Annotated in this window: 16 protein-coding genes; 10 read left to right on the top strand and 6 right to left on the bottom strand. The window is 70.7% G+C overall.

What is annotated here, in order from left to right; all coding sequences use genetic code 11:
- The first annotated feature begins 35 nt into the window (after positions 1–35).
- From AC1DF3_RS05795 to AC1DF3_RS05775, 5 genes are read left to right on the top strand one after another with little or no spacing between them, the layout of a single operon-like run.
- Positions 36–1,007, top strand: coding sequence for an amidohydrolase family protein (locus AC1DF3_RS05795; protein ID WP_286530199.1), 972 nt, complete (start codon positions 36–38; stop codon positions 1,005–1,007).
- A 31-nt stretch (positions 1,008–1,038) separates the two neighbouring features.
- Positions 1,039–1,791, top strand: coding sequence for a maleate cis-trans isomerase family protein (locus AC1DF3_RS05790; RefSeq protein ID WP_478139088.1), 753 nt, complete (start codon positions 1,039–1,041; stop codon positions 1,789–1,791).
- A 14-nt stretch (positions 1,792–1,805) separates the two neighbouring features.
- Complete coding sequence (locus AC1DF3_RS05785; protein ID WP_286530201.1) at positions 1,806–2,627, top strand: alpha/beta fold hydrolase; 822 nt, start codon at positions 1,806–1,808, stop codon at positions 2,625–2,627.
- Positions 2,628–2,652: 25 nt separating this feature from the next.
- The gene (locus tag AC1DF3_RS05780; protein ID WP_478139087.1) at positions 2,653–3,708 is read left to right on the top strand and encodes a 2,5-dihydroxypyridine 5,6-dioxygenase NicX family protein; all 1,056 of its coding nucleotides are present in this window, start codon (positions 2,653–2,655) and stop codon (positions 3,706–3,708) included.
- On the top strand, positions 3,698–4,321 hold the full coding sequence (locus tag AC1DF3_RS05775; protein ID WP_478139086.1) for an N-carbamoylsarcosine amidohydrolase: 624 nt from the start codon (positions 3,698–3,700) through the stop codon (positions 4,319–4,321). Before AC1DF3_RS05780 ends, AC1DF3_RS05775 begins: the two co-directional genes overlap by 11 nt.
- Here AC1DF3_RS05775 and AC1DF3_RS05770 read toward each other — a convergent pair.
- Positions 4,318–5,220 (bottom strand): LysR substrate-binding domain-containing protein, encoded by a 903-nt coding sequence (locus AC1DF3_RS05770; RefSeq protein WP_286530205.1) that lies wholly within the window; start codon positions 5,218–5,220, stop codon positions 4,318–4,320. The genes AC1DF3_RS05775 and AC1DF3_RS05770 overlap by 4 nt on opposite strands.
- Before the next feature lie 129 nt (positions 5,221–5,349).
- On the opposite strand from AC1DF3_RS05770, the gene AC1DF3_RS05765 reads away from it, so the two are divergent.
- Genes AC1DF3_RS05765 through AC1DF3_RS05745 form a run of 5 tightly spaced genes read left to right on the top strand, consistent with a single transcriptional unit; the run spans position 5,350 to position 11,482 of the window.
- Positions 5,350–6,300 carry a tripartite tricarboxylate transporter substrate binding protein gene (locus AC1DF3_RS05765; protein WP_478139121.1) on the top strand — a complete coding sequence of 317 codons (951 nt, stop codon included), beginning with the start codon at positions 5,350–5,352 and terminating at the stop codon, positions 6,298–6,300.
- Positions 6,301–6,308: 8 nt separating this feature from the next.
- Complete coding sequence (locus tag AC1DF3_RS05760; RefSeq protein ID WP_478139085.1) at positions 6,309–8,435, top strand: acetate--CoA ligase family protein; 2,127 nt, start codon at positions 6,309–6,311, stop codon at positions 8,433–8,435.
- Complete coding sequence (locus tag AC1DF3_RS05755) at positions 8,422–9,216, top strand: enoyl-CoA hydratase/isomerase family protein (protein WP_301814175.1); 795 nt, start codon at positions 8,422–8,424, stop codon at positions 9,214–9,216. The genes AC1DF3_RS05760 and AC1DF3_RS05755 overlap by 14 nt, the downstream gene beginning before the upstream one ends.
- 6 nt (positions 9,217–9,222) lie before the next feature.
- Positions 9,223–10,659 carry an aldehyde dehydrogenase family protein gene (locus AC1DF3_RS05750; RefSeq protein ID WP_478139084.1) on the top strand — a complete coding sequence of 479 codons (1,437 nt, stop codon included), beginning with the start codon at positions 9,223–9,225 and terminating at the stop codon, positions 10,657–10,659.
- A gap of 10 nt (positions 10,660–10,669) precedes the next feature.
- Positions 10,670–11,482, top strand: a complete 813-nt coding sequence (locus AC1DF3_RS05745; protein WP_286530212.1) for an enoyl-CoA hydratase — start codon at positions 10,670–10,672, stop codon at positions 11,480–11,482.
- 18 nt (positions 11,483–11,500) lie between these two features.
- Here AC1DF3_RS05745 and mnmH read toward each other — a convergent pair whose 3' ends face one another.
- From mnmH to AC1DF3_RS05720, 5 genes are read right to left on the bottom strand one after another with little or no spacing between them, the layout of a single operon-like run.
- Positions 11,501–12,580: a tRNA 2-selenouridine(34) synthase MnmH gene (mnmH, locus tag AC1DF3_RS05740; protein ID WP_286530214.1), complete on the bottom strand. Its 1,080-nt coding sequence runs from the start codon at positions 12,578–12,580 to the stop codon at positions 11,501–11,503.
- On the bottom strand, positions 12,573–13,373 hold the full coding sequence (gene phnE, locus AC1DF3_RS05735; RefSeq protein WP_301814172.1) for a phosphonate ABC transporter, permease protein PhnE: 801 nt from the start codon (positions 13,371–13,373) through the stop codon (positions 12,573–12,575). The genes mnmH and phnE overlap by 8 nt, the downstream gene beginning before the upstream one ends.
- Positions 13,370–14,197, bottom strand: a complete 828-nt coding sequence (locus AC1DF3_RS05730; protein WP_478139082.1) for a PhnE/PtxC family ABC transporter permease — start codon at positions 14,195–14,197, stop codon at positions 13,370–13,372. Before AC1DF3_RS05730 ends, phnE begins: the two co-directional genes overlap by 4 nt.
- Positions 14,194–14,928: a phosphonate ABC transporter ATP-binding protein gene (locus AC1DF3_RS05725; RefSeq protein ID WP_286530218.1), complete on the bottom strand. Its 735-nt coding sequence runs from the start codon at positions 14,926–14,928 to the stop codon at positions 14,194–14,196. Before AC1DF3_RS05725 ends, AC1DF3_RS05730 begins: the two co-directional genes overlap by 4 nt.
- A 31-nt stretch (positions 14,929–14,959) precedes the next feature.
- The gene (locus AC1DF3_RS05720) at positions 14,960–15,817 is read right to left on the bottom strand and encodes a putative selenate ABC transporter substrate-binding protein (RefSeq protein WP_478139081.1); all 858 of its coding nucleotides are present in this window, start codon (positions 15,815–15,817) and stop codon (positions 14,960–14,962) included.
- Between the last annotated feature and the right edge of the window lie 5 nt (positions 15,818–15,822).

Genomic DNA, 15,822 nt, shown 5'->3' with positions numbered 1-15,822 from the left:
CCTCCCTTCCACACCCCTACCAGGAGAACCCCAGGATGACCCGAATTCGCAAGATCGCGCTCGAAGAGCATTTCATGGCGCCCGGCTTCGAACGCTACTCGAAGTCCTTCCTGCAGCACATCGACCGGGCGGTCTACGCCGAGCTCGCACGCCGGCTGGCCGACTTCGACGAGATCCGCCTCGGCGAGATGGACCGGGCCGGCATCGCGGTGACCGTGCTGTCGCAGACCGGCCCCGGCGTGCAGGGCGAGGCCAGCACCTCGCTCGCCATCGGCAGCGCGCAGGAGAACAACGACTTCCTCGCGCAGCAGGTCGCGCGCCACCCGACCCGCTATGCGGGCTTCGCCGCGCTGCCGATGCAGGATCCGAAGGCCGCCGCCACGGAGCTGACGCGCGCGGTGCGGCAGCTCGGGTTCAAGGGCGCGCTCGTCAACGGCCACACCCGGGGCCGCTACTACGACGACCGCGCCTACGACGAAGTGTGGGACCGCCTGCAGGCCCTCGACGTGCCGCTGTACCTGCACCCGATCGACTTCCCGTCAGCGCCGGTCTCGTTCGAAGGCCATGCCGAGCTGAACGGCGCCACCTGGGGCTGGGGCGTCGAGACCGCGACCCATGCGCTGCGCCTGCTCTTCGGCGGCGTCTTCGACCGCTTCCCGCGGCTCAAGCTGATCCTCGGCCACATGGGCGAGGGCCTGCCGTTCCAGCGCTGGCGCTTCGACAGCCGCTTCGCCGCCTATCCGCACGGCCTCACGCTGCAGCGCGCGCCGTCCGAGTACATCGGCCGCAACATCGTGATCACCACCTCCGGCGTCTGCTCGCCCGCCGCACTGGCGGGCGCCATCGCCGAGATGGGCGCCGAGGCCGTGATGTTCTCGGTCGACTATCCCTACGAGTCGACCGCGGTCGCCGCCGACTTCATCGAGGCGGCGCCGCTGGACGAGCGCACCCGCGCGCTGGTCTGCCACGGCAACGCCGAACGCCTGCTCAAGCTCGACCTGGCCTGAGCGCCTTTCCCTTCAATCACCGGAGAACCCCATGACCCGCAGCTACCGCATCGGCCAGATCGTGCCGAGCTCGAACACCACGATGGAGACCGAGATCCCGGCCATGCTCATGGCCCGCCAGGCGGCCCGCCCCGAGCGCTTCACCTTCCACTCCAGCCGCATGCGCATGAAGACGGTCAAGAAGGACGAGCTCGCCGCGATGGACGCCGAATCCGACCGCTGCGCGCTGGAGCTCAGCGATGCGCGCGTCGATGTCCTGGGCTATGCCTGCCTGGTCGCGATCATGTCGATGGGCCACGGCTACCACCGCAGCTCGCAGGCCCGCCTGCATGCCCGCACCGCCGACAACGGCGGCGCCGCGCCGGTGGTCACCAGCGCCGGCGCGCTGGTCGACGCGCTCAAGGTGATGGGCGCCAAACGAATCGCGCTGGTGGCACCCTACATGAAGCCGCTGACCGAACTGGTGGTCGACTACATCCGCCACGAGGACATCGAAGTCAGCGACTGGCGCGCGCTCGAGATCCCCGACAACCTCGAGGTCGGCCGCCACGACCCGGCCCTGCTGCCCGCGATCGTCGCCGGCATGGACACCCGCGGCGTCGATGCGATCGTGCTGTCGGCCTGCGTCCAGATGCCCTCGCTGCCCTCGGTCGCCAAGGTCGAGGCGATGACCGGCAAGCCGGTGGTCACGGCGGCGATCGCCACCACCTACGCGATGCTGAAGGCGCTGGACCTCGAACCGGTGGTGCCGGGTGCCGGTGCGCTGCTTTCGGGCGCCTGGTGAGCCGGAGCACGCCCATGCGCAGCACCTTCCTTCACGGCGCGAACCTGCGCGCCAACGGCATCCGCCAGCACTACCTCCGCTACGGCGGCCAGGGCCGCCCCGTGGTCATCGTGCCGGGCATCACCAGCCCGGCCATCACGTGGGGCTTCGTGGCCGAGCAGTTCGGCCGCCACTTCGACACCTATGTGCTCGACGTCCGCGGCCGCGGCCTCTCGGAGTCGTCCGCCGCGCTCGACTACGGCCTCGACGCCTGCGCCCGCGACGTCGGCGCCTTCGCCGAGGCGCTCGGCCTGCGCGACTATGCGCTGGTCGGCCATTCGATGGGCGCGCGCATCGGCATCCGGACCGCGCGCCTGTGCCCCGCGGGGCTCGAGCGGCTGGTGCTGATCGACCCGCCGGTTTCCGGTCCCGGCCGCCGCGCCTACCCGGCCAACCTGCCCTGGTACATCGACTCGATCCGCCTGATGCGCGACGGCGCCGGCTTCGAGGCGCTGCGCGCCTTCTCGCCGACCTGGACCGAGGCCCAGCTGCGGCTGCGCGCCGAATGGCTCCACACCTGCGACGAGCGTGCGATCGTCGCCGCCTACGAGGGCTTCCACCAGGACGACATCCACGCCGACCTGCCGCACATCGAAGTGCCGGCCCTGCTGATGGTCGCCGGCCGCGGCGACGTGATCCGGCCCGAGGACCAGGACGAGCTCCGGCGCCTGATGCCGGCGCTGCGGGTGGCCCAGGTGCCTGGCGCCGGCCACATGATCCCGTGGGACGACGAGCCCGGCTTCTACCGCGCCTTCGGCGACTTCCTCGGCCAGCCGCTGGCCGCGGCTTCGGACTGACCCCCAACCCGGAAAGGAGCATGCAATGCCCGTCAGCGACCACCAGATGATCGAGGCCTGGAAACAGGTGCTCACCCTCAGCAAGCTGCAGGCCGGCCAGAGCGTCACCGTGCTGACCAGCGCCGCCACGCACCCGCAGACCCTGCAGTGCGCGCTGATCGCCTCGCAGGCGATGGGCGCGATCGTCAATCGGCTGGACCTGCCGCCGGTCAACGCCGAGAAGGCCCTGAGCCGCGACAGCCTGGCCTATCTCGGCACCACGCCGCTGACCGGCAACCCGGCAGCCATCGCGGCCCTCAAGGCCAGCGACCTGGTGCTCGACCTGATGACGCTGCTGTTCTCGCCCGAGCAGCACGAGATCCTGGCGTCCGGCACCCGGATCCTGCTGGCGGTCGAGCCGCCCGAGGTGCTGGTGCGGATGGTGCCGACCCTGGCCGACCGCACCCGCGTCAAGGCCGCCGCGGCGCGCATCGGCGCCGCGCGCGAGATGCACGTGGTGTCGGCCGCCGGCACCGACCTGCGCTGCAAGCTGGGCCAGTACCCGGCGATCAGCGAGTACGGATTCGTCGACGAGCCCGGGCGCTGGGACCACTGGCCGAGCGGCTTCGCGCTGACCTGGCCCGACGAGGGCGGCGCCAGTGGCCGCATCGTGATCGACCGCGGCGACATCCTGCTGCCGCAGAAGGCCTATGCGTCGGACCGCATCGTGCTCACGGTGGACAACGGCTACGCGGTGAAGATCGAGGGCGGCGTCGATGCCGAACTGCTCGAGGACTACATGGCATCGTTCCGCGATCCCGAGGCCTATGCGATCTCCCACATCGGCTGGGGACTGCAGCCGCGCGCGCGCTGGTCGACCCTGGGCCTGTACGACCGCGAGGCGACAATCGGCATGGACGCCCGTGCCTACGAGGGCAACTTCCTGTTCTCGCTCGGCCCCAACAACGAGGCCGGCGGCAGCCGCGACACGGCCTGCCACATCGACATCCCCTTGCGCAAGTGCACAGTGCGCCTCGATGGCGTGGACATGGTCCGCGACGGCCAGGTCCTGGACGGCCGGGAGAACCACGATGCATGCTGAGATCGAGACCTACGAACGCCAGGGCTTCGGCAGCACGCTGCCGCTGCGCGCCCCGGTCGGCCTGCTGATCGTCGACTTCGTCAACGGCTTCGCCGACCCGGCGGTGTTCGGCGGCGGCAACATCCCCCAGGCCATCGCGCGCACGGTGCCGCTGCTGGCCGCTGCGCGCGCGCGCGGCTGGGCCATCGCCCACAGCCGGATCGTCTACGCCGACGATGGCGCCGACCACAACATCTTCTCGCTCAAGGTGCCGGGCATGCTCGGCCTCAAGGAGCGCGATGCGAACAGCGCGATCGTGCCCGAACTCGCGCCGCAGGCGGGCGAGCTGGTGGTGCGCAAGACCGTGCCCTCGGCCTTCTTCGGCACCTCGCTGGCCGCCTGGCTGAGCCAGCGCGGCGTGCAGACGCTGGCGGTCGCGGGTGCGGTGACCAGCGGCTGCGTGCGCGCCAGCGTGGTCGACGCGATGTCGCACGGCTTCCGGCCGCTGGTGGTCTCCGATTGCGTCGGCGACCGGGCGCTCGGGCCGCACGAGGCGAGTCTGTTCGACATGGGGCAGAAGTACGCCGCGGTGATGGCGCGCGACGCCGCGCTGGAGGCGCTGGACGGGATCTAGAGACCGGACAGCAGGCCCGAGGCCAGCAGCCGCACGCGCGAAGCGACGAGCCGGGCGCCTTCCGACAGCGGCCGCTGCCGCGTCAGGCTCAGCGCGATCGTCCGCCGGATGCCCGGGCTCGTCACGCGACAGGCCGACAGCAGGCCCAGTTCGATCTCCTGCGTCACCGCGGTGATGGGCAGCAGCGTGAACGCGTGTCCGCTCGCTGCGACGTCCTTCATTGCCGTGGCGGTGTCGACATCCATGACGATGTCGAGCGCGACGTTGTGGCGCCGCGAGAGCACGTCCAGCGTGGTTCTCAGTCCGTTCGGCGCCGCGGGCAACACCAGCGGGAGGCCGCCCAGGGCGCGAAACGGAACCGTCCTGGCTTGAAGTTCGGGCCGGCCCGTCTTGCCGATCAGGAAGGTCTCGACCTTGCCGAGCACGTCCTCGCCGCGCAGCGCCGACGAGCCATAGCGATTCACCACGATCATGTCGAGCCGGCCGGATGCGAGCTGCTCGTCGAGCGTGCCGCTGAAACCCTCCATCACGTGCAGGTGCAGCGCCGGCGCCCGTTCGCGCACGTCGGCCAGCAGCATCGGCAGCAACTGGCGCGACAAGGACGGCAACACGCCCACGTGCACCGTGCCGGTCAGCACGCCGGCCGCCTCGGTGGCCGCGGCGTCGAGTTGGCGCACCTGCTCGACAACGCGCTGCACCTCCGGATAGATGCGCCGGCCGAAGTCGGACAGCGCCATGCCGCGACCGGTGCGGTCGAACAGCCGCCGCCCCCACTCCGCTTCGAGCATGGCGATCTGCCGGCTCACCAGCGACTGGGCCATGTCCGAAGCGAGCGCCGCCCGCGACAGCGATTTCATGTCTGCAACCCGCAGGAAGGTGTCCAGTTGCTTGAGCTTCATGACTTCACTTTAATGGAAATCAGAAATCCATAACTTGCCCTTTCTGGAACTCACGGCGCGGCCTAACCTCGGGCTGCACTCACCCAAAAGGAGACAACCTTGAAGTTCAAGCACCCGATCGCGTTCGCGATGGCGGCCGCCTCGCTGCTGGCCGCGCCCCTGCTCCATGCCCAGGAGGCGGCCTATCCCAGGCAGGCCGTCACGCTGGTCGTTCCCTTCCCCGCCGGGGGTCCGACCGACGCCATGGCGCGCCTGCTGGCCCAGAAGCTCGGCGATCGGCTCGGCCAGCAGGTGATCATCGACAACCGCGGCGGCGCCGGCGGCGGCATCGCGGCCGAACTCGTGGCCCGGGCGCCCGCCGACGGCCACACGCTGTTCTTCGGCACCACCGGCACGCTGGCGATCAACCCGAGCCTCTACGCCCGGCTGCGCTACGACCCGGTGAAGGACTTCGCGCCCGTGAGCCTCATGGCCACGACGATGAACGTGCTCGTCGCGAGCCCCGGGATTCCGGCAAAGAACCTGGCCGACCTGATCGCGCTGGCCAAGACCAGGCCGGGTGAACTGACCTACGGCTCGGCCGGCAACGGGAGCTCCAATCACCTGTCGGGCGAACTGTTCCGCAGCACGGCCGGCATCCAGATCACGCACGTCCCCTACAAGGGTTCGGCGCCGGCCATGGTGGACCTGCTGGGCGGCCGCCTGTCGATGATGTTCGACACGATCGCGCAGCAGACCCAGAACATCGCCGCCGGCAAGGTGCGCGCGCTCGCCGTGACGGGTCCGAAGCGCTCGCCGCTGCTGCCGGCCGTGCCGACCGTCCAGGAAGCCGGCCTCAAGGGCTTCGACGTGACGATCTGGTATGGCGTGCTGGCGCCCAAAGCGACGCCCCCTGCGGTGGTCGAGCGCCTGAACCGCGAAATGGTCGCGGTCATGGCCACCGACGAGATGAAGAAGCGCATGGAGGCCGACGGCGCAGATGCCCACACGACCACGCCAGCCGAATTCGCCGCACTCATCAAGAGCGACACCGCCAAGTGGGCGCCGGTGGTGAAGGCCTCCGGCGCCAGCCTCGACTGAGCGACACCATGAACGACCTCCTCGATCCCCGGCTGCAACGCGCTTTCGCGCCGCGGCGCATCGCCATCGTCGGCGCGACAGAAGACCGCAACAAGGTCGGTGGGCGTCCACTGCACTACCTTCAGCGCTTCGGCTTCCAGGGTGCGGTCTACCCGATCAATCCCAAGCGCGCGACGGTCCAGGGCCTGGCGGCCTACCCTTCGCTCGCGGCGACGCCCGAGGCGCCCGACGTCGCGATCGTCGCGGTCGGCCAGGATGCGGTCGCCGGCGTGATCGACCAGTGTGCGGCGCGCGGCATCGGCAGCGCCATCGTGATGAGCTCGGGCTTCGGCGAAACCGGCACCGAGGGCGTCGCGCGCCAGCAAGAGCTGGTGGCGCAGGCACGGCGCCTCGGCATTCGCCTGATCGGGCCGAACGCGCAGGGCGTGGCCAACTTCCAGACCGGCGCGGTGATGAACTTCAGCACGATGTTCATGGAAGTCGAACCCGCGGACGGCCCGGTGGCCATCGTGAGCCAGAGCGGTGCGGCCAGCGTGATGCCGTACGCGATGCTGCGCGAGCGCGGCGTCGGCGTGCGCTACCTGGTCGCTTCGGGCAACGACGCCGATGCATCGGTGTGCGAGCTGGCGCTGGCGGCGGCGGCGGACCCCGACGTTCGCGTCGTCCTGATGTACATCGAGTCCCTGAGCGACCCGGCCATGCTCGCGGAAGTCGCTCGGCTCGCCTCGGCGCGCGGTGCCGCGGTGATCGCGCTCAAGTCGGGTCGCAGCGCGCACGGCGCCAAGGCCGCCGCTTCGCACACCGGCGCCATCGTCAACGACGACGTCGTCGTCGACGCCTTTTTCGAGCGCCATGGCATCTGGCGTGCCAACGACGTGCAGGGGCTGGTCAACGCCGTCGAGCTCTACCTCGCCTCGCCGCCCCGGGCGGCCGAGCACCTGGTCGTCATGAGCCACAGCGGCGCCGTCGGCGTGCTCTGCGCCGATGCGGCCGCAACGCTCGGATTGCCGCTGGCCGAACTCGGCCAACCCGTCATCGACGCCCTCGCCGGCATCATGCCGAGCTTCGCGACGGCACAGAATCCGGTCGACCTCACGGCCTCGCTCATGACCCGGGGCGGCATGTACGCCGACACGCTGGGCGCGCTGGCGGCCGACCCGCAGGCCGACATGTTCCTCATCGGCGTGCCGGTCGCCGGAGAAGGCTACGACGTGCCCGGCATGGCCCGCGACACCGCCCGCTTCGCCGCAGCGCGCAACAAGCCGTGCGTGGTGTCCGCGCCCCAGGCCTCGGTGCGACAGGCCTTCCGCGATGCCGGCGTTCCGGTGTTCTCCCATGAGACGGACGCCATCAATGCGCTGCACCAGTGGAGCCGGCACGGCATGCTGATGCAGCAGTCGGCCGCGCGCCACGCGCTGCGGGCACCTTCGCTGGATGCGCGGCCCCTGCCGGACGGCGATGACCCGCTCCTGAGCGAGGCAGACAGTCTCGCCCTGCTGGGCGCCGCCGGCATCCCCACGGTCGCGCACCGTCTGTGCCGAAACGCGGACGAAGTGATCGCCGCTTGGCGAGCCCTGGGACCGCAGGTCGTGGTCAAGGCTTGTTCGGCGCGCATTCCCCACAAGTCGGAGCACGGCCTGGTCTTCGTCGACGTCCAGACCGCGGACCAGGTTCGAGACGCCTGGACCGCATGCGCCGAACGCGTCGCCGCGATGGGGCTGCCGCTGGACGGCGTCATCGTCGCGCAAAGGGTGCGCGGGCGCCGCGAATTCGCACTCGGCGTGCGTCAGGACCCGCTGTTCGGAACCGTCGTGATGGTCAGCGATGGCGGCAAGTACGTCGAGGCCCTGCGCGATTTCGTGGTGCTGCTGCATCCCTTCTCCGAATCGGACGTGATCGCCAAACTCGCCCGCTTGCGCATCGCGCCGGTCCTCGCCGGCGTCCGCGGCGAAGCGCCCCTCGACCTGAACGTGGTTGCGCGCACTGCGGTGGCGCTCGGCGCGCTCGCGGCGGCGCACCCTCTCGCCATCGCATCGATCGACCTCAACCCGCTGATCGTCGGCGACGCAGGCCAGGGCGGCTGGGCCGTCGACGCCGTCATCGAACGCCAGGGAGCATCGCATGCAGCGCACTGACACCGTGCAGGTCGATATCCAGGACGGCACGGCTGTGGTTCGGCTGCACCGGCCTGCCGTGATGAATGCGGTCAACGCAGAGTTGCGCGCCGCCCTCGGCGAGCAACTGCGTGCCCTCGATGCCAATCGGGACGTCGGGGCGATCGTGCTGACCGGCAGCGGCGAGCGCGCCTTCTGCGGTGGCCAGGACCTGGACGAGTCGGCAACGATCGACACCGACACGCTGGCCGGCTGGCTCAACCGCCAGCATGCGATGTACCAGGCCGTGCGCGACGTGTCCAAGCCGATCGTCGCCGCGCTCAACGGCACCGCGGTCGGCGCCGGGTTCCAGATGGCGCTGATGTGCGACCTGCGCGTGGCACACCCGACGCTGCGAATGGGGCAGCCCGAAGTCAAGGCCGGGCTGGCCAGCATCGTCGGCTCCTACCTGATGTCGCTGCAGATCGGTCATTCGCTCAACCAGCAGCTGTCGCTCACCGGTGAACTGATCACCGGCGAACGCGCGCATGCGCTGGGCCTGGTCAACGACCTGGTCGCTCCCGAGCAGGTGCTGCCGCGGGCGCTCGAACGCGCGCGCGCCCTGGCCGCCCTCCCTGGCGCCGCGCTGCGCACCACCAAGCAACGCTTTCGCGAGCGCACCCAAGCAGGCTTCGACGACGCCTGCAGCGCAGGCATCCGCTACCAGCTCGAGTGCTATTCCACCGGCGAACCCCAGCGCGTCATGCGCGAGTTCCTGGCCAGACGCGACGCCCCGAAGACTTCGAACCCCTCCAAGGATTGACCCCAGATGACCCGTTTCAACCAGCTCTTCATCGAAGGCGCCATGGTGCCCGCCCATGGCGCGGACGACCTGCCGGTCACCGACAGCTTCACCGAGGAAGCATTCGCCTCCTGGCGCAGCGCCTCGCCCGCCGACGTCGATGCCGCGGTGATGGCCGCTCGCCGCGCCTTCGCAGGCTGGGCCGCCACGCCTCCCGCCGAGCGCATCGCGGCCGTGCGCCGCATCGCCGCCGCGTTGCGCGAACAAGCCGACGCGCTGACCACCGCCATTTCGCGGGAAGTCGGCATGCCGCGCAAGCTGGCCGCGCGCATCCAGGTCGGCGCGCCACTGGCCGCCTGGGACATGTACGCGGACCTCGCCGGCGATTTCGAATGGGAGACGCGCATCGGCCATTCGCTCGTGCAGCAAGTGCCTGCCGGCGTCGTGGCCTGCATCACCCCCTGGAACTATCCCCTGCACCAGATCACCGGAAAGATCGCGCCTGCACTGCTGGCCGGCTGCACGGTCGTGCTCAAGCCTTCGGAATTGGCGCCGACCAGCGCCTTCCTGCTCGCCGAGGCGGTACTTCGGGCCGGGCTGCCGGCCGGTGTGTTCAACCTCGTCCACGGCAGCGGAGCGGAGGTCGGTGAGGCCCTGGTACGGCATCCCGAAGTGGACATGGTGTCGTTCACCGGCTCCACCCGCGCGGGACGCCACATCGCGGCCATCGCCGGCGAAGCCATCAAGCGCGTGGCGCTCGAACTCGGCGGCAAGTCGGCGGCGCTGGTGCTGCCCGGCGCCGACCTGGCGCTTGCGGTCAAGACCACGCTGGCGGGCTGCATGCTCAATTCGGGCCAGACCTGTTCGGCGACGACAAGGCTGCTGGTGCCGCGGCCCTTGCTGGGCGCAGCCGAAGCGGCGGCCGTGGATCTCCTGGCCGCCTACCGCATGGGCGACCCGGCCGACGCCGCGACAAGACTCGGGCCCTTGGCCTCCAAGGCGCAGCAGCAAAAGGTCGAAGGCCTGATCGCCGGGGCGTTGGCCGCCGGCGCACGCCAGCTCGGGAGCCCGGCCGATCTGCCCCCGCACGGCTTTTTCGTGGCGCCCACCGTGCTGGCGGACGTGACGCCGGACATGGCGGTGGCACGCGACGAGGTCTTCGGTCCGGTGCTGGTACTGATCGGCTACGACGGGGTGGAGGACGGCATCGCCCTCGCCAACGGCACCGACTACGGCTTGGCAGCCGCCGTGTGGGGACCGGTCGAGGCGGCGACGCTGGCCGTCGCCCGCCGCCTGCGCGCCGGTCAGGTCGACATCAACGGCGCCCCTTTCAACCCCGCCGCGCCTTTCGGGGGCTTCAAGAAATCGGGCATCGGGCGCGAGAACGGGCGCTGTGGCCTCGAGGAGTTCGTCGAGCCCGTGTCCATCCAGTTGCCTGCCGCCTTCATCGAGACCCTCCACTGAACCTCTCACCATGAACTTCGAACAAATCATCTACACGGTCGACGGACACGTCGCGACGATCACGCTGAACCGGCCGGAGCGCATGAATGCGCTGACGCGGATCCTCGAGGCAGAACTGCGCACGGCCATCGAACAGGCCGGCAGCGACAAGGACGTGCGGGCCATCGTCCTGACCGGCGCGGGCCGGGCCTTCTGTGCGGGCATGGACATGGAAGAACTCGAAGTGCTGCCGCCGGAGGACATCCGCGCGGAGCAGTGGATGCGGCCGTTCGACATGAACCGAAGGGCCGACTACCAGACGCGCTATTCGTACTTCCCCGCCGCTCCCAAGCCGGTGATCTGCGCCGTCAACGGCGCCGCTGCCGGGCTCGGCCTGGTGATGGCGCTCTACAGCGATTTCCGGATCGCCTCCGACAAGGCGGTCTTCGCCACCGCCTTCGCCAAGCGCGGCCTGATCGCCGAGCACGGCATCTCGTGGATGCTGCCGCGCATCGTCGGCCATGCGCATGCCACCGACCTGTTGTTGACCTCTCGCAAGATCGACGCGCAGGAGGCACTCGGCATGGGGCTCGTGAACCGGGTCGTCCCGGCCGATCGATTGCTCGCCGAGGCACAGGCGCTGGCCAGGACACTCTCTGCCGACGTGTCGCCGCGCTCGGTGCGCGTCATGAAGCGGCAGCTCTGGGAGGCGCCTTACCAGTCGCTCGGCGAGGCCGTGACGCTCGCCAACGCCGAGATGGTCGAGAGCATCCGGAGCGAGGACTTCACCGAGGGTGTCGCGCATTTCGTCGAACGACGACCGGCGCGCTTCTCGGGACGCTGACGCACGCGCTGCGCGAATTCACGCGCGCCCGGTCGGCTCTTCGCAAGCCCGCACGCCCTCGGCCAACACCTCGATTCCGGCCTCCGTCAGATCCGCGGTCGCCACCGTCATCCGCTGCGCCCAGCGGCCGAAGTGCTTCGCCTGCGACCGCTCGTAGTGCGGGTCGTAGTGCAGCAGCATCAGCTCCGCGAACAGCGGCGCCAGTTCGCCGTCGCGCGCCCATTGCTGCCAGCGGTCCACCACGGCCTTGCCCTGCAGCTCCTTGAGCTTGCCCAGCTGGCCGGCCAGGGCCTCGCGGTCGTCACCGAGGTAGGCGTAGTCGCGCAGCAGGTAGGCCAGCCGCGCGGCCGGGTCGGCCTGCACCTCGATGCAGTCGGCCCCGCGCATGCGCGCCACCAGCGGGATCGGCAGCGACAGCCGGCCGATGCGGGCGCTCTCGCCTTCGACGTACACCGGCCGGGCCAGGTCCAGGGCCTCGAAGGCGGTCGCGATGCGGGTCTCGAACTGCTTCTGCGAAGGCTGCGGCACGCCGGGCAAGGCACCCAGCAGCGAGCCCTTGTGGCTGGCATGGTGCTCGAGGTCGAGCACCTGCTCGCCGCGCGCGGCCAGGGCCTGCAGCAGGCGGGTCTTGGCGCTGCCGGTGGCGCCGCAGATCACGCGCAGCTGCAGCTGCGGACAGGTGGCCTCGATCTGCGCCAGCACGTGGTGCCTGAAGCTCTTGTAGCCGCCGGCCAGCTGCTGGGCGTCCCAGCCGACCAGTCGCAGCCAGGTCACCATCGAGCCGCTGCGCAGGCCGCCACGCCAGCAATAGACCAGCGGCCGCCAGTTGGCGGGCCGGTCGGCGAACTGCTCGCGCAGGTGGCGCGCCAGGTTCGCCGCGACCATCGCGCCGCCGACCCGGCGGGCCTCGAAGGCCCCGGTCTGCTTGTAGAGCGTGCCGACGATGCGGCGCTCCTCGTCGTCGAGCACCGGACAGTTGATGGCACCCGGGATGTGGTCGAGCGCGAACTCGGCCGGCGAGCGGGCGTCGATCAGGGTGTCGAAGCCGGGGATGTCGGCCACCCGGGTCGGGCGGTAGCGCTTGTCGTCCTCATGCATGGGCCGGCCCCAGGTCGCGGCGCAGCCGGGCACTCGCCATGTCGACCAGCGCCACCAGGCCGAACATCGCGGCCAGCACGGTCATCGCCTGTGGCTGCTGGAAGATCGACAGGTGGAAGTAGAGCAGCTGGCCCAGGCCGCCGCCGCCGACGAAGCCCAGCACGGTGGCCATTCGAATGTTCATCTCCCAACGATACAGCGTGTAGGCCACCCATTGGGGCAGCACCAGCGGCAGGCTGCCGTAGGCGAAGGCCGCCACGGCGCCCGAGCCGCTCTGCGCCAGCGCCCGTTCGGGGGCGCGCGGCGCGTTCTCCAGGCTCTCGGCGAACAGGCGGCCGAGCACGCCGGTGGTGTGCAGCGCCAGCGCCAGCGCACCGGCGAAGGGGCCGATGCCCGCCGCCAGCACCATCAGCGCCGCCCAGACCAGCTCGGGGACGCTGCGCAGGAAGTTGAGCACGAAGCGGGTCGCGCCCTGCACCCAGGCCCCCGAGCGGCCCGAGGCCGGCAACGCGAGCAGCGCACCGCCGGCGGCCGCCAGCAAGGTCCCGAGCGCCGACACGGCAAGGGTCTGCAAGGCACCCCAGGCGGTCTTCTGCAGGAACGCGGCGGAGAGGTCGGGCGGGAAGAATTCGGCGATGAACCTGCCCATCAGCGACAGCGACTCGCCGGTGAACAGCGCGCCATAGTCGATCGCGAGCCAGGCGAAGCTGGCCGCCGCCGCGATCACGATGGCGAGCGCCGTGGCCCAGCAGCGAAGGCAGCGCGGCGGCGCGGCCGCGAACGAGGCGCTCATCGCAGCAATCTCCGAAGGGCATTGCTGAGTGCATCTGCCAGCAGCACCAGGCCCAGGAAGACCAGCAGGATGCTGCTGGCCTCGCCGCCGTTGAGCATCTTCATCGACTGGTCCATCAGCTGGCCCAGGCCGCCGGCGCCGACGAAGCCCATCACCACCGAGGCCCGCACCGCGCACTCCCAGCGGTAGACGGTGTAGGAGGTCAGCTCCTGGGCGCAGTTCGGCAGCAGGCCGTAGCACAGCGCCGCCAGCCGGCCGCTGCCGCTTTCGAGCAGGGCCCGTGCGGGGGCGGTGTCGGTCGATTCGAGCACCTCGGCGTAGACCTTGCCGAGCATGCCGCCATAGGTGATGGCGAGCGCCAGCACGCCGGCCGCCGGACCGAGCCCCAGCGCACGCACGAAGATCAGCGCCCAGACGATTTCGGGGATGGCGCGCAGCACCATCAGCAGCGAACGTGCGCACTGCCGCAGCGCCGCGGCGCGCACGCGACCCGGCCCTGGGCCGATGCGCGACCGCGACAGCGCACGGGTGGTCACGAAGGCCAGCGGCGCGCCGATCAGGAAGGCCAGGGCGGTGCCGGCGGTGGCCATGGCCAAAGTCTCGAGCGTGGCCTTGGCCAGCAGCGCGAGGAAGTCCGGCGCCGTGGCCGGCGGCACGAAGCCGGCCAGGAAGCCGCCGATCACCTGCAGGTTGCCGGCGCCGAACAGGGCCGCGGGCTGGAACCCGGCCAGCTGCAGCATCGGCCAGGCGATCGCCAGCGCGGCCAACCCGCCGACCAGCTGCCGGCGGGCCGCCGGGTCGCGCAGCGCGGTCGGATCCGTCATGCGTACAGCGCCTTCAGCATCGCCTCGTCGACCTGGCCCACCGGCCGGTCGAACACGACCTGCCCGCCGCGCATGCCGACGATGCGCGGAAACCAGCGCAGCGCCAGGTCGACCGCGTGCAGCGAGGCCACCAGGGTCGCGCCGGTCGCCTCGCTCTGCCGCACCAGTTGCTGCAGCGTCAGGTCGGCCAGCGTGGGGTCGAGCGCCGAAACCGGCTCGTCGGCCAGCAGCAGGGCCGGCCGCTGGTACAGCACGCGGGCGATGCCGACGCGCTGCAGCTGCCCGCCCGACAGGCGATCGCAGCGCTCGAACAGCCGGTCTTCGAGCGCCAGCCGCGACAGCGCCTCGTGCGCACCGGGCAGGTCGGACGGGCGCAGCAGCGAGCCCAGCGCCCGCAGCGCCGACCATTGGCCGAGCCGCCCCGCGAGCACCGCGGTCACGACCCGCAGCCTGGGCGCGATCGGCGGGCTCTGGTGCACGGTGCCGATGCACGAGCGCAGGCCGCGCAACGCCGGCGCGCTCAGCTGCCAGGGTGCCTGGTCGAGCAGCCGGACGCTGCCTTCGCCGGGCCGCAGCGCCGCGCCGAGCACGCGCAGCAGCGTGGTCTTGCCGGCGCCCGAAGGGCCGATGACCGCCAGCCGCTCTCCCCCGGCGGCGGCCAGCGACACGCCCTGCAGCGCACGATGGCCGTTCGGATGCACCAGGCCGACCGCATCGAGCGAGAAGCTCACGCGTCCGGTCCGGCAAGCGGCCTGCGCCGCATCACTTCACCAGGCCCGCGGACTTGGCCGCCGCCTCGATGCCGTCGTAATTGGACGACTGGGTCGGGATGAATTTGCTGGCCCGCTGCAGGTCCATGATTTCCTTGTGGGCGGGGTTCGCGGGATCGAGTTTCAGGAAGGCGTCGGTCAGCTTCTTCGCCAGCGCCGGGTCGAGGCCCGGGCGCACGGTCCAGTTGTAGTCGTAGTAGGTCGGCGTGGTCGCCAGCACGCGCACCTTGGCGGCGTTGGGGTTCTTGGCCTCGACCAGCTTGTCCCACACCGACGCGTTGAGCACGCCCGCCTCGGCCCGGTTGGCGGCCACGAAGGCCACGGTGGCATCGTGCGCGCCCGAGAAGGCCACGGTCTTGAAGTCCTTTTCGGGATCGATGCCGGCCTGCAGCAGGAAGTAGCGGGGCATCAGGCTGCCCGAGGTGGACGAAGGCGCGCCGAAGGCGAAGGTCTTGCCCTTCAGGTCGGCCAGGGTCTTGGCCGGGCTGTCGACCGGCACGATGAACTTGCTGGTGAACACCTTGTCTTCGGCCCGCTGCACGATCGGCACCGCACCGCCGTTGGTGCGGATGCGCGCCTGCACGAAGGTGAAGCCGCCGAGCCAGGCCAGGTCGAGCTTGTTGGTGGCCAGCCCCTCGACCACCGCCGCATAGTCGGTGACCGGGGTGAACTGCACCTCCATGCCGGTCTCCTTCTGCAGGTAGTCGCCCAGCGGCTTGAACTTGCGCTGCAGCTCGGTCGGCGCCTCGTCGGGAATGGCGGACACGCGCAGCACCTTGCCCTGGGCAAAGGCACCGACGGCGAAGGCGGAAAGGACCAGCGCGAAGGCGCGGCGGGAGATTGTTTTCATGAGGG

This window comes from Variovorax sp. 10N432, from assembly GCF_056394465.1.
This window is presented reverse-complemented; position numbering and strand designations above follow the sequence as displayed.